Below are 13712 nucleotides of genomic sequence, written 5' to 3' on the forward strand. Positions count from 1 at the left end.
TGAGGCAAAAAAAAGGACCCCTACAAGGAGGAGGTCCTGTTTCGGATTGCAACTTATCAACAACTAACGGGGAATTGCGGCCAGGCAGTTCTTTAGCGTGGTGCCTCCTCCGATACTGCGCGCACGTTTTATGTCGTGCAGGACGAATTTTTCAAAAAGGTCTGCGTTGCCGTCAGAGACACACATAAAGTTTTCTGTTGCCTGCTCAATCAAAGTCTCACAGTTTTTCTTCGACGTCCCTCCACCAAAGACAGTACCCGTGTCCAAATTCGTAGGTTTAAAGCGCTCAAACAGATCCGCATTGCCATCAGAAATACAAGCCAAGGCAGATCGCACCTCTGAATTCTGATAGCGGCTCAACACCAATTCCAAGCGGTCCAGACTGTCACGAACCTCCTCATGGTCTGCATAGATCAACTGACCTTGCACGGCCTTTAAATGAGCTGACAGCTTCTGCGCTCGCTCAGCCAAAGAGGGCTTTGCAGTTTGGGCACCGGCCCCACCCGCCGCCACCAACAATCCAATAACCAAAAATACTAACTTTTTCATAACTGACCTTTCTGGAAAAAACTCATTTCCGATGTTCAACCCCATCAGCAAGGGATGTGCCTTGCCAGATGCAATCAGAAGCCAAAAGGGCGCGGCCGAAGCTCTTTTGCGCATCTGAAATCCAGGATTAACTGTCCGGAAATCCGGAAAACAGGATGACTTTTAACAGGCCCACAGACCAAAGCGATCTTTCTTTCATGGGAGTGATAAAATGGACTGGCTGGAGGCCAGCTATGGAAAGCAACACACGGCAATCTTTGGAGGTCATCAAGGACATCTACAATATCGACCAGTTGCTTTCTGGAAAAGAATACATTCGCGAGCTCGTGCATCGCCTGGCCACCACCCTGGACGTGAAGTATGTGATGGTCGGTCACGCCATCGAACCAGAACGCAAGTCCATCCAGACCGATTTTCTGTGGGCAAATCAAGGATTCACCGACAATGTCGTCTATAGTCTTGAGGACACACCCTGCACTCAGGTTCTTTGCGGAACCCGTGTGGCCTGCTATTCGATGAACGTGCAGCAGGAATTCCCCAAAGACCAGATGCTCAAGGATATGAATGTTCAGTCCTATCTGGGCGCACCGTTCCTGCACACCGACGGGCGTTTGATCGGCCTCCTGGTCATTATGGATGACAAACCTTTTGCAAGTACTGAATTACCCACTGCCATCGTGGAATTTTTCGCAGCCCGCATTGGCACTGAATACCGCCGACTGGCGGCTGAGGATTCATTGAAAAGAATCAATGAAAGCCTGGAAAGACTGGTGGATGAACGCACCAGTGAACTGCAAAAAGCCTTTGCCTCGCTGCAAGCCACACAAAAGCAGTTGATCTCCCAGGAAAAGCTCGCAACCATCGGGCGCATCACTTTCGGCATCGCCCACGAACTGAAAAATCCGTTAAACATCATCATTAACGCCTCAGAGCTGCTCCTGGATGACGACCTGGACAAGGAATCGCATCTGCGCGCGGCGGAAATGATCCAACAACACAGCGTGCGCGCCAGCGAAATCATCACCAACATGCTGAAACAAGCCCGCCAGGATACCAGTCAGGAACCGGAATGGATTGATTTTTCCGCCTTGGTTGAAAGAGCGCTGGATATGTTCCTGCGGTCTATCTCGGATATCGACCTGAAAACAGCCCTGGTGCAAAAGATCCATATCACCCCCCGTGTGCAGGCGCGACTGGTGGATGCCCCTGCAATGGAGCGTGTGTTTATCAATATCATCGACAACGCCCTGTACGCCCTGAATGAAAAATTCCAACGAAACCGCACTTCCTTTGTTCCGGAACTGCAGGTGGAACTGACTCCGGGCAAAACCCTGTGTCGTCTTACTGTTCGCGACAATGGTATCGGCATTCCTCAAAATCACCTGCCTAATGTCTGCGATGAATTTTACACGACCAAGCCTCCCGGAGAAGGCACCGGACTGGGGCTTTGGATTGCCAAGCAGAACGTTGAAAAAAACCGCGGATCATTCCAGATTCTTAGCAAAGAAAATGAATTCACCCAGATCACCATCGAACTTCCCAGTGCCCCCCGCACAGCGGAGGTCAGCCTATGAATGTTGCAGCACCTTTAAATGTTGTCGTGGTCGACGACGAAAGCAGTGTCGGTGCCTTGTGCGAACTGAAGTTCAGAAAGCCCATTGAAAAAGGCAATATTCAATTTCATTTCTTTGAAGACGCCCAGTCCTGCTTAAGATATCTGGAAAACTCTCAAAGAAGTCCGGGCTCCGAAGTTTTATTCACGGACATCAACATGCCCAACGTCTCGGGTTTTGAATTGCTTAAAAAAGTTAAGCAGCGCTTCCCCGATATTGATGTCTATATGATGAGTGCCTATGACGACGAACTAAGTATTCGAAAATCCCTGAATCTTGGTGCGCAGGGCTATTTTACGAAACCTGTAAACTATAAAGAACTCATATCCCGCATGGAAAAAGATTATGGGGTGACCCTGGCTTGACGGCTGGCGGATCGTGCTCATCTTTAAGAAAGCCCCCAATAATGGGGAGAAACGAGGTAACACGTGTCATACGTCTCTGGTTACGTCCCAGTCATTCCTCTGAAGAATTCCGTACTGTTTCCTGACATCAGTATGCCTTTACGAATCGGACGTGAAAAAAGTATATCGGCTTTACAAAAAGCCCTGCGCGACAATCACTGGGTGATTTTGCTGACGCAAAAAAATCCCAATGCATCCGTGGATAAAATCGAAGACCTTTATCAAGTGGGAACACTGGCAAAAGTCGAATCATTCCGCATGGAAGAAGACGGAAGCTACAATATTTTCGTCAAAGCGCACCAGCGCATTCGCCTGATTCACAGCCGTGATTCAGAAGGACACATCGAAGCGCAAACTGAAGCCCTTGAGGACACCGGACGTCTTGATAAAAAGACGGAAGAAGCCCTGCTTTCCTCTTTGCGCCAGCTCAGCGATGACCTCTTGGACCTTCTGCCGGGAAATACAAGGCAGATCCGTGAGATGATTGCTGAAATCGAAGATCTGCAAACACTCGTAAACATGTGTGCCGCATACGCAGACATCAATATATCTGACAAACAGGAAATCCTGGAAATCCCGGTTCTGAAAGACCGCGCCCTGAAGCTATTGGATCGTCTGCAGGAGCTGAAAGAGCGCCTGAAAATTCAGCGCGGCATCCGCGACAAATTGCAGGAAAGCTTCCAGCAGAATCAGAAAGAAAGCATTCTGCGTGAACAAATGCGTGTGATCCGCGAAGAGCTGGGCGACAACGAAGGCGAAGATCTTTTCACCAAATTCAAAGACAAGATCGACAAAGCCGGTATGCCACCGGAAGCCCTGGAACTTGCCAAGAACCAGTTGCGCCGGCTGGAAACGTCCAACTCGGCCTCGCCCGAATACCAAATGATCCGCACCCATCTGGAGCTGATGACAAGTCTTCCGTGGAACCAGTCATCCGCCCAGCAGGACATCGACCTTGAGGCCGCCGAGCGCGTGCTGAACGAGGATCACTATGGTCTGGATAAAATCAAAAAAAGAATCCTGCAGCATCTTGCCGTGATGAAACTTCGCAAGTCGCAGCAGGGCTCCATCCTGATGTTTATCGGGCCTCCGGGCGTGGGGAAAACATCCCTGGGTAAAAGCATTGCGCGTGCATTGGGTAAAAAATATGTGCGCGTGGCCCTGGGTGGCGTGCGAGATGATGCGGAAATCCGCGGGCATCGCCGCACCTACATTGGCGCCCTGCCCGGTCGAATCATTGCGGGAATCAAGAAAGCCGGCGAAAACGATCCGGTCTTTATCCTGGATGAGATCGACAAGCTGACCCGTGGCTTTGGCGGTGACCCCGCCAGCGCGATGCTGGAAGTGCTGGACCCCGAACAGAACAACACCTTCCAGGATCACTATCTGGACACACCCTTTGATTTGTCGAAGGTGTTCTTTATCGCCACAGCAAACTCATTGGAAGGCATTCCCTTACCGCTGCTGGACCGCATGGAAGTGATTGACCTGAGTGGCTACACCATCGATGAGAAGCGCCAGATTGCGCGCAACCATCTGTGGCCGAAGCAACTAAAAGAGCACGGATTGGAAGACAATCAGTTGCAGATCACCGATCTGGCCCTGACGAAACTTCTGACCCATTACACCCGGGAAGCCGGTGTGCGCGATTTACAAAGAAAAATCGCCAGCATCTGCAAACACATGAGTCTTAAGATCATCAAAGCCGAAGGCCTTCCACTGCGCGTGGAGGAAAAAGACCTTGAGGAAATCTTCGGGGCTGAAAGATTCTCGGCCGACATGATTGGCAGTCTGCTGCCTCCGGGCGTGGTGACAGGCCTTGCCTGGACGCCGGTGGGTGGTGACATTCTGTTTATCGAATCTGCGCAGATGCCCGGCAAAGGGAATCTGCTGCTGACCGGCCAACTGGGTGAAGTCATGCAGGAGTCCGCGAAGATCGCCCTGACCCTGCTGAAGTCACGTCTGCCACTTTTGGATCCATTGCTGGACTTTGCAAAGAAAGACATCCACGTGCACGTCCCTGCCGGAGCCATCCCGAAAGACGGGCCTTCCGCCGGAATCACGATGCTGACCTCCATGGCGTCCATGCTGCTGAATAAGCCCGTGGATCCGAAGATTGCCATGACGGGTGAGATCTCTTTGCGAGGCAGTGTGATGCCGGTTGGCGGGATCAAGGAAAAGGTTATTGCCGCTCACCGGGCGGGAGTGCAGGAAATTCTTCTTTGCAAAAGAAACGAAAAGGATCTGAAAGAGATCCCGGAAGATATTCGCAAAGACCTGCGCTTCCACTTTGTCGAGGATGTGAATGAAGTTCTGAAGATCACTTTGGGCCTGGATGTGCCGAAGTGGGATCAGGTGCAGCTTCCTCCGCCATCCCCGCTTAGCCCCACAGATGCAGGGACATAAAAGAAGTCACTACCGCGATCAGGGCCGTCAGAGGAAAACCGATTTTCAGGAAATCAACAAATCGGTAGTTCCCCGGCCCCAGTATCAGTAAATTCCCATGATGACCAATCGGAGTCAGGAAAGACGCAACGGCTCCGACGGTCACACACACCACCGCCGCTGTTGGAGAAACACCGGCGGTTTTTGCAAAGGCAATCGCAATCGGGGCAATCAAAACAGTGGTCGCCGCATCCGATAATATCTGAGTTAACAACCCGGCCGCCACGAAGAAGGTCATCATGATGGCCCAGGGCTCCCAGTGCGCGATCACCCGAGCCAGATTTTCCGCAAACAGGGTCGCCAGTCCCGTTTTTTCCATGGCAATCCCCAACGGAATCACCCCGGCAATCATCACAAATATTTTCACTTCAATAGAATCATAGGCCTGACGCACAGAAATGCATTTACTCAGCACCATGGCCACAGCCCCGATCATAAACGCAATATGCGGCGGCAGAGTTTCGGTGGCCGCCACCAGCACGGAGGCCGCCATGATTAAAGCCGCGGTTTTGGCTTTCACCCGTTTTTTGGGTCGCACATTCATCGGGAACAACATCAGCAGATGGCTGTACTTGGCGTTCAGCTCATCGAGCTGAGGTTCATGACCCCACAAAATGATCAGATCCCCTTCGCGCAGTCGCACCTGGGAAAGCTCGTGGTACATCCAGCCTCCCCGCCGCCACAGACCGATGACAATCACCCCCATGGTACGGACAAAATCAATTTCACCGATGCTTTTACCGACCAACGATGACTGCGGCGCGATCAACGCCTGCACGATCATCGGTTCCGCAGCCTTGCTGTGCCCGTCCTCAGCGGCAGCCGCGATTTCTTCGCCGTATTTTCTTACAGTTCTTAAGGCCAGGCCCATTTTTTCATCCACGGACAACAATTCATCCGGCGAGGTTTTGACCAGCAGAACATCATGAACCTCAAGCTGCACCCGGGCTTCCAAAGTGGAAATTCTGGTGCCGTTTCTTTTTAAGCCGACGATTTCAAAACGTTTGGCCGTTTCTTTCTGAAACTGGGACAACTCCATTCCCGCCCAGCGCGACCCCGGAGTCACAACAAGTTCAGTGAAAAGCTCATCGATGCGGAACTTTTCATCCTGTTGATCACGGCCCGAGGTTTTCGGCAAAACCCACAACAAAAGCAGGATCAGCACAAAGCTGACGCCGACAAGCACAGCTCCCAACGGGGTCACAGAGAACAGGCGCAGGGCAGGTTCTCCAGAGCGCTTTAAAACGCTGTTGGCAAGCAGAAAGGCCGGCGCCCCAATCAACGTCAGAGTGGTCCCCAGCGAAGCTGCCGTAGCCATGGGAATCAACAATCGCGAAGAAGGAAGATTTTGTTCACGACAAAGCCGCATGACGATCGGAAGCATCATTGCGGTCACCATCAAATGATGTGTGAAAGCCGAAAGAGCCGCCACCGTCGTCATAATCACGATATTCGCAGTCCACTGATTTTTTCCAGCCACCCGCCCCACGGCATTTCCGATGGCATCAGTCAGACCCGTCGCAGAGAGCCCCGCAGACAGCACAAATACCGCCACCACAATCAGCGCGGGTTCACTGGAAAATCCGGCAAAGGCTTCTTTGGGATCCAGAACACCCGTGACGGCCAAAGACAGAATGATCAACAGCGCTGTCATATCCACACCCAGCTTTTCGCTGACAAAAAAATACAACGCCAATGCCAGGATTATTAAGAATAGGATCTGATTATAGTCCATCTTGCGATTATGAGCTGCACACCAGTGAAATCCAAATTTCAACTGGGAAAGCTCTCTCCTTTACTGCAGGACCACCAGCACCAATGCGGTGGTGGATCGGGCCATTTCTTCAAAGACGCCGGTTTTATTCTGCGCAGGCGCAGCTCCCGTGGCTTCAGCCGAAGATTTCACTTCGTAGTCATCAGTTTTGAAAAGCTCGCTCAATTTGGAGGGACGCTCGCTCATATTGTGCGTATCCACAGAGTCGATTTTCAAATCCTGCTTCAGAAATTTTTTAATGGCTTCGGCGCGGTCCTGCGCCAGGGATATTTGCTTGCTGGACACCTTTTCGTCCTTCGCCGGATACTCGCGATCCCCCCAGCTTAGAACGCGCACCGATTTAATCTTTTCGGATTCACGCAATGACGTGAAGAACGTGCGCAGTTCTTTTTTCTCTTCGTTACTAAGGCTGTTTTTTCCCGGATCAAAAAAGACAGGGGCCACCTGGGACGCCCCCACCATGCGAGCAGTGGCCAGTTCCACATCGGGTTGAGCGTATGTGATAGCGCCGACAAAACCCAAAGCCAGCACCAAACGGATCATTGAAATCATGAAAACCCTCCTTGTTATCTCACAAGGAAGGTAATGCAAGGGAACCACCAGGGCTTAAAACGCATTAAATCGCCCTAAGCCCCAAGACGAGGCAAATCACCCCGATTTACCTGGGATTTTCTCCCTAGATGGACGTCTGAGGATCAATCTCCTGCAACTTGCGATACAGGGTTTTGCGATCAATGCCCAAAGCTTTCGCGGTCAGCTCTTTTGCGCGGTTTTTTCGTTCATAGACAAACTGGACGTACTTCTTTTCCAGTTCATGCAATGGTTCTACCTCGTCACCGAAATGGAATACGAATGCATTCTTTTTGTCTTCACCGCCAAGGAATGCATCCTGCAATGCCGGTTCATCAAACAAAGTGAACGCGGCCACGTCAATCTCGGTCCCTGATGAAAGAACCACGGCTCTTTCAATGGCATTTTCAAGTTCACGCACATTTCCCCGCCAGCTTTGTGTCAGCAAAAATTCCTTCGCCGACTTTTTAAAGCCCTGAACCTGGGTGCCATTGATGGCGTTGTACTTTTTAAGAAAGTGCTCTGCCAGAGGAAGAATGTCCTCACGACGATCGCGCAACGGGGGAAGTTTCACCGGAATCACATTCAGACGGAAATACAAATCCTCGCGGAAGCGCTTCTCCGCCACTTCCTGACGCAGATCTTTGTGAGTGGCCACGATCACACGCACATCCACCGGACGGGATTGATTTTCACCCACCCGTTTGATTTCACGCTCCTGCAACACCCGCAAAAGCTTTGCCTGCAGAGACAAATTCAAATCCCCGATTTCATCCAGGAACAGCGTGCCGCCGTCAGCTTCCTCAAAAAGACCGACTTTCTTTTCCACGGCGCCGGTGAAAGAACCCTTGGCGTGACCGAACAATTCTGACTCCAGAAGATTTTCCGGAATGGCAGAGCAGTTGATTGCGACAAAAGGTTTTTTAGCGCGCGGACTCCAGTTGTGAATGGCTTTGGCAAAGACCTCTTTACCGGTCCCGCTTTCACCAGTGATGGAAACGGTGGAAGCGCTTTTGGCCACCCGGCGGGCCAGGTCGACCACCTTGCGAATCGCATCACTCTTTCCGATGATGCCCTCTGGATTCACACCTTTGCTGAAATCAAGCGTCTGACGCAGGTTTTCGTTTTCTTCATTTAATAAATTAAACTTAAAAGCCCGCTGCGCCGAAATTAATAACTGGGGGAAATGCAGAGGCTTCACCACAAAATCATAAGCGCCGGCATTGATGGCTTCCACCGCAGTTTCAACATCATTGGAAACAGTGATCAGAATAATCGGAAGCGCCACCCCTTCATTGCGTGCGGCTTTGATAAAATCCAAGCCCGACATCATTGGCAGGTTCAAATCTGTGATGATGGCATCGGGCACAAGTTTTTTGGAAGTGATGGATTTCAAAGCCTCCAGCGGATCTTCCATATGCAGAACCTGAATGCCTTTTTGGCGGAAATAGGCTGTCGCCAGCTCGGCTAAATCCAAATCATCTTCAATTAGCAGAATTTTCTTTTGAGAGTCCATTAAGCCCCCTTCTTTTACAGAATTAAACCCATGGGGCATATATCCGCAACATTTTTGTGGCTTTTTGCCACCTTTGGCCAAAAATAAGACTTCTATATCTATTTATTTTGTTCTGAGCATTTTTAAAGCAAGGCACCCCAGTTGCAACCACATTATAGCAACGGGCTTCTGGCCCCATGAAAATACACCACAAGGAGACATTATGTTACGCTCTGCGGGCCTTATAATCACCATCACCAGCTCCCTCTTCCTGAGTATTGGCTGCTCGACAAGCCCCACGAATACCCAACCGTCACTGCCATCAGCGGATGCTTTACCCGGCACCACTCACTATACCGTTGTGAATTTTCAACCCGGCACCAAGGAACTTAGCAAAGAAGAGCAGAACAAGATTCATCAGCTTACCGAACTGGCCGAACGCCATGGCCACATTCACGAGATCCGGATTCTTGCCTGGGCCGATCGGGACTATCCCTCGTCAGGGCAGAATGTCCCCCAGGGAGATTCTAAACTTGCTGATGAACGAGCCGCGGCAGTTAAAGCTTTGCTGAAAAAAGATCTTCAGCAGATGACGGTGATTGATGAGCGTAACGCAAACCTTCACCCAGTGGATTCAGAATTAAACACCGCCAAAGCCTCCAAAGCCTTGGTGCTGATCACATACAACCCAACAACCCTCAACAAAGGAGAACACCATGAATAAGGATATCATTCAGGGAAAATGGAAAGAGATCAAAGGCGACCTGCACAAAGCCTGGGGCAATATCACCGATGACGAGTGGGAAAAAACCAAGGGCGATGCCACAGCCATCGCAGGCATTCTGCAGCAGAAGTACGGCATGGCAAAAGAAGAGGCTTCAGAAAAAGTCTCCAGCGTTTTTGAAAAGTACGCGAACAGCGCAAGAGAAAGTCTGGACAAGCCGACTCCTCCTTCGCGCCGTCCCCCACAATAGTATTTAAAATTTGTTCGTCATCTGACCACGACGGATGACGGATAAGCAGCCACCCCTTCAAGCATTCTCCGAAGGGGTGGCCTTCCATCAACACTTCACACTGAAAGGAGCACATCATGATTGTCGCCATCATACTGGGACTGCTGGTCGGAGCCCTGGCCAAACTACTAATGCCCGGACGGGACCCCGGAGGCTGGATCATCACTTGCGCCCTGGGAATTGCCGGATCTTTTGTGGCCCACTTTATTGGCACGGGTGCAGGATATTATGCGCCCTATGAACCTGCGGGCTTTATTGCGTCGGTCCTGGGCGCCATGCTGATTTTATTTGTTTATCGACTGCTGGTGGGGAAAACCAGTCACTCATGAATACTGCTGCAAAAGAGCGGTCACCTGCTGCATCAGCTCCCGGGCCGCTTCCAGCACAGCTTTGGCATTTTCTGAAAGAGCCGCCGACTCCAGCTTTTTTCCCGACTCCGCCAATTCAGCAAACTCGAACGTGGCGGCATTGCCCTTGACCTGATGACCCACTTTCTTTCCAAGCTCAAACAACTCGACACCTTCCCCCATCGCCAGCAGGGACTCAAGCTCGGCAGCGCGACGGCGCAGATACTTCACTTTTGATTCCACCGGTACACTCATCGCCGTCATCTTACACCTTGTGATTCAGATAGAAATAAACTTCCTGCACCAGCAGTTCACCGGACACAGGCTTGGTGATCTGACCGTTGCAACCGGCTTCAAGGCAGCTTTGCAGCTCTTCATGAAGGGCATGGGCCGTCAGGGCGATCACACTGCGGGTGAAGCCCTTCTGGCGAATGCGCTTGGTCGCCTCGCGGCCGTCAAATTTAGGAATCTGAATGTCCATGAGGATCAGATCCGGATTGTAGCGGAAAGCCTGATCCACGGCTTTTTCACCGTCGTCAGCAATCATCACGTCCGCGCCGGCACTGCGCAGGAAGTGTTCAAAGATCTCCTGATTGTCCTCTGAATCCTCAACCAGCAGAATGCGCGATCCGGCCAGCAGATTCTTCAGATCCAGCGCCCCCCAGTCGATTTCACGCTTTGGACCGTCATCCAGCGCGCTTTCCACTTTCACCACATTCTTTTCCGGTCGGACGTTGAAAGATTTCTTTTCCAGATCCTTCAAAGGAATGCGCAGACAGAAGGTCGAGCCCTTGCCGACAGAGGATTCCTGCAGGAACAAATCCCCGCCCAAAAGCTCTGCCAGACGCTTGGAAAGGGCCAGCCCCAACCCGGTCCCGCCATACTTGCGAGTCGTGGAAACATCCGCCTGAGAGAACGGCTTAAACAGCATCTCCCGGCCCTTTTCACTGATACCAACACCGCTGTCCTGAACCTGAAATTCCAGGAACTGCTCGCCGTTATCATTGCTATAGGTTTTATACAGCAGCTTCACACCGCCTTTTTCGGTGAACTTGATGGCATTACCGACCACATTGACCAAAATCTGCTTCAGGCGCACATCATCAGTCACAACCAGCGACGGCACATTACTGAGCTTCGCCGTGCTGAACTGGATTTTCTTATCAGAAGCGCGCACTTCCATGATGGATTTGATTTCCTGAATCAGGTTTTCCAGATTCACCTGAGCCATTTCAAAGTGCAGCTTGCCGGCCTCCACTTTTGAAATATCCAGAATATCATCGATCAGCCGCGCCAGCTCTTTGCCGTTGCGCTTGATGCTTTTAACAATCTGCTCCTTATCCTCGGATTCAAGCTCATCATCAGCCAGAATTTCGGAATAGCCGACAATCACCCCCAGCGGAGTGCGGATCTCGTGACTCATATTAGCCAGGAAGGAGCTCTTCATAAAGTTTGCATCCTCTGCGCGACGAAGCAAAATGGCCTTATCATAGGACATCGTGAACTGTCCGACCACCCGCTGTACAGCATAGGATTTCATCTCGGAGTCCAGCAGATTTTTCGGGCCCTTCAGGATCATCAGCACCGAAGTCTCTTTGCCGGATTCGTGCATGACTGTTCGACTCATGTAATAAGATGACTGATCCAGGACTTTTCGCACTTCCGGCGCCACGAGCGCCAGGGCTTTCTGTGCCGCCTCCGCGTGCCCCTGAGTTGCCAGAACCTCCTCGCCCAAATGCTCGTCAAATTCGTTTGGGATGTCCAAAACATCAGGGAATACATTCAGCTTTTTCTGAAAACGCTTTTCGTAAGGACCTTTTTGCTCGCGAACAAAGACGACACAGTCTTCAATGCCAAAAACAGACTCCATGTGCTTGCAGAACTTTTCAAACAACGAGCTTCCCTCGATCGCCGAGGAAAGGTCGGCCTTGACGGTGTTCAGCTTTCTGAACATGGCAATATCCTCGGACTTGTTTTTGGAAAGCTGGGACAACGAGGCCTTGTGACGCTCACTGAACTTCAGGAACTGCTGCGTTGACCACAGAGCCAGGAAGATCACCGACAACATCACCAGCGTCACGAATGCAAAAAGAATCGGCACATAGCGCTCATACCAGTTAAAGAAATGCGGCAAGGGCTCAAAATGGATTGTCCAGGTTTTATCAAAGACCTTGATTTCCCGGCTGACTGAAATGTCAGACAGGACCTTGGCTTCCGATTTCGAGGGAAAGCGTTCATAGATGGGAATGGTGCGACCCATCTTCTGATCATAGATGGTGATCTTATAGTTGACCTTTTCATCGTAGAACTGCGGCACGCCAAACGCCCCGTTAAAGAAACGATTGATACGCACTACGGAATACACGAAACCCAGCAGCATATTTTTGGGCTCCACCTCGCCGGACACATCGATGGTCTTGGTCACGGGCAAATAAATCAGGAAGCCCTTTTGAAATTCCTCCTGATCATCCTGCACCAGCACCACAGGATCAGATACAGCCATCAAATTCCCCAACAGAGCCTTATCCATGGCCGACTGGCGGGTCAGATCGGAATACATATCAAAGCCCATGGCTTTTTTATTACGCCAGTCCTGGGGCTGAATCAGAGTGATGGAGGTATAAAGAGGGCGCTCCCCTTCAGGCCAGAATTTAAAATCAACAAATCCCTGATCCCGCATGGCACGCTCAAGATTCGCGACACCGTCTTTTTCAACTTTCTGCGCAAACCCGATCCCCTGAAGTCCCGGGAAACGTCGAAGCACCTGGGAGGAGTCCACATAGTCCTGATACTCCTTGGCTGTGGGAATGCCCGCCAACTGGAAGAACGCGCGCGTGTCCATCAACGACTGGCCATAGCCGAAGAACTCGCGGTTGATAACCGCCTGAACACTTCCTATTTCTGAATCCAGACGTGCATTCCATTCTTTTTCAAGATGCACTTTGACCATCCACCAGCTCAGGACGCTGACAGAGATGATAATCAACAGAACAAGAAAGACATTCCATTCATGTGACAGAACGAACAACCGCTTTAGTCTTTTCACAAAAACCCTTCTCTCCCAGGATTTATGATTTATTCAGTCTTAATTCATTCTTAGGTGAAGAAAGCTCTCACCGCAAGAAAAAGAGACTAATATTATTGTAGAAATGCATGGGGGTCTTTCTCCAGCCGCCTGGGTCATTTTGCCCCGAAAAATCATCCAAATTCTGCCAGATGAAATATATGCGTTTTCACACGGGGCCCATCGCTTGCATTACTGAGTTAGCATGAACGATGTAACGGCAAATAGCCCTGATCAACAGCTTCACTTGCGCTTTCATACCACAGAGCCCATGCACTTCTCCCAGGGTGGTCTCTATGGTGAGAAAGATCAGCCTGGCGATCTTCACTCCTATTATATAGGAGGCGGCATTTACGCTGTATCCATTCAAATACCCTTCCCTCCAGTGAGGGGGCCTGAGCAAGAGGCCCTCTCACCCCTCCTCCCGTCGGAGTCTCA

Annotated in this window: 12 protein-coding genes; 6 read left to right on the top strand and 6 right to left on the bottom strand. The window is 50.9% G+C overall.

The features are described from left to right. Positions 1-63 precede the first annotated feature (63 nt). Positions 64-549 carry a hypothetical protein gene (locus ACZ520_RS10105; RefSeq protein ID WP_157678761.1) on the bottom strand — a complete coding sequence of 162 codons (486 nt, stop codon included), beginning with the start codon at positions 547-549 and terminating at the stop codon, positions 64-66. A gap of 233 nt (positions 550-782) precedes the next feature. Here ACZ520_RS10105 and ACZ520_RS10110 point away from each other — a divergent pair, with 233 nt between their 5' ends. The 3 genes from ACZ520_RS10110 (at position 783) to lon (ending at position 4972) form a co-directional block, all read left to right on the top strand. After that, positions 783-2123, top strand: coding sequence for an ATP-binding protein (locus tag ACZ520_RS10110; protein WP_374030335.1), 1341 nt, complete (start codon positions 783-785; stop codon positions 2121-2123). Beyond that, on the top strand, positions 2120-2527 hold the full coding sequence (locus ACZ520_RS10115) for a response regulator (RefSeq protein ID WP_464125297.1): 408 nt from the start codon (positions 2120-2122) through the stop codon (positions 2525-2527). The genes ACZ520_RS10110 and ACZ520_RS10115 overlap by 4 nt, the downstream gene beginning before the upstream one ends. Positions 2528-2590: 63 nt before the next feature. After that, positions 2591-4972: an endopeptidase La gene (gene lon / locus ACZ520_RS10120; RefSeq protein ID WP_464125299.1), complete on the top strand. Its 2382-nt coding sequence runs from the start codon at positions 2591-2593 to the stop codon at positions 4970-4972. Here the strand turns inward: lon and ACZ520_RS10125 are convergent. The 3 genes from ACZ520_RS10125 to ACZ520_RS10135 form a co-directional block, all read right to left on the bottom strand. Then, a complete protein-coding gene (locus ACZ520_RS10125) occupies positions 4947-6746 on the bottom strand; it encodes an SLC13 family permease (RefSeq protein ID WP_464125301.1) in 1800 nt (599 codons plus the stop codon). The genes lon and ACZ520_RS10125 overlap by 26 nt on opposite strands. 60 nt (positions 6747-6806) lie before the next feature. Further along, positions 6807-7337 carry an OmpA family protein gene (locus tag ACZ520_RS10130; protein WP_088565127.1) on the bottom strand — a complete coding sequence of 177 codons (531 nt, stop codon included), beginning with the start codon at positions 7335-7337 and terminating at the stop codon, positions 6807-6809. A gap of 124 nt (positions 7338-7461) precedes the next feature. After that, positions 7462-8871, bottom strand: coding sequence for a sigma-54-dependent transcriptional regulator (locus tag ACZ520_RS10135; RefSeq protein WP_374030340.1), 1410 nt, complete (start codon positions 8869-8871; stop codon positions 7462-7464). Between the two features lie 202 nt (positions 8872-9073). Between ACZ520_RS10135 and ACZ520_RS10140 the strand changes: the two genes are divergently transcribed. From ACZ520_RS10140 to ACZ520_RS10150, 3 genes are all read left to right on the top strand, one after another. After that, positions 9074-9574, top strand: a complete 501-nt coding sequence (locus tag ACZ520_RS10140; RefSeq protein WP_464125303.1) for a hypothetical protein — start codon at positions 9074-9076, stop codon at positions 9572-9574. Continuing rightward, the gene (locus ACZ520_RS10145; protein ID WP_374030342.1) at positions 9567-9824 is read left to right on the top strand and encodes a CsbD family protein; all 258 of its coding nucleotides are present in this window, start codon (positions 9567-9569) and stop codon (positions 9822-9824) included. The genes ACZ520_RS10140 and ACZ520_RS10145 overlap by 8 nt, the downstream gene beginning before the upstream one ends. A 116-nt stretch (positions 9825-9940) precedes the next feature. Next, entirely contained in the window at positions 9941-10192 is a 252-nt protein-coding gene (locus tag ACZ520_RS10150; protein ID WP_088565124.1) for a GlsB/YeaQ/YmgE family stress response membrane protein, read from the top strand. On the opposite strand, the gene ACZ520_RS10155 is transcribed toward ACZ520_RS10150, so the two are convergent. Continuing rightward, positions 10187-10474, bottom strand: a complete 288-nt coding sequence (locus tag ACZ520_RS10155; protein WP_088565123.1) for an Hpt domain-containing protein — start codon at positions 10472-10474, stop codon at positions 10187-10189. The genes ACZ520_RS10150 and ACZ520_RS10155 overlap by 6 nt on opposite strands. Position 10475: 1 nt before the next feature. After that, entirely contained in the window at positions 10476-13256 is a 2781-nt protein-coding gene (locus tag ACZ520_RS10160) for a CHASE domain-containing protein (RefSeq protein ID WP_157678760.1), read from the bottom strand. Positions 13257-13712: the final 456 nt, after the last annotated feature.

The sequence above is a fragment of the Bdellovibrio sp. BIS2 genome (assembly GCF_055398295.1).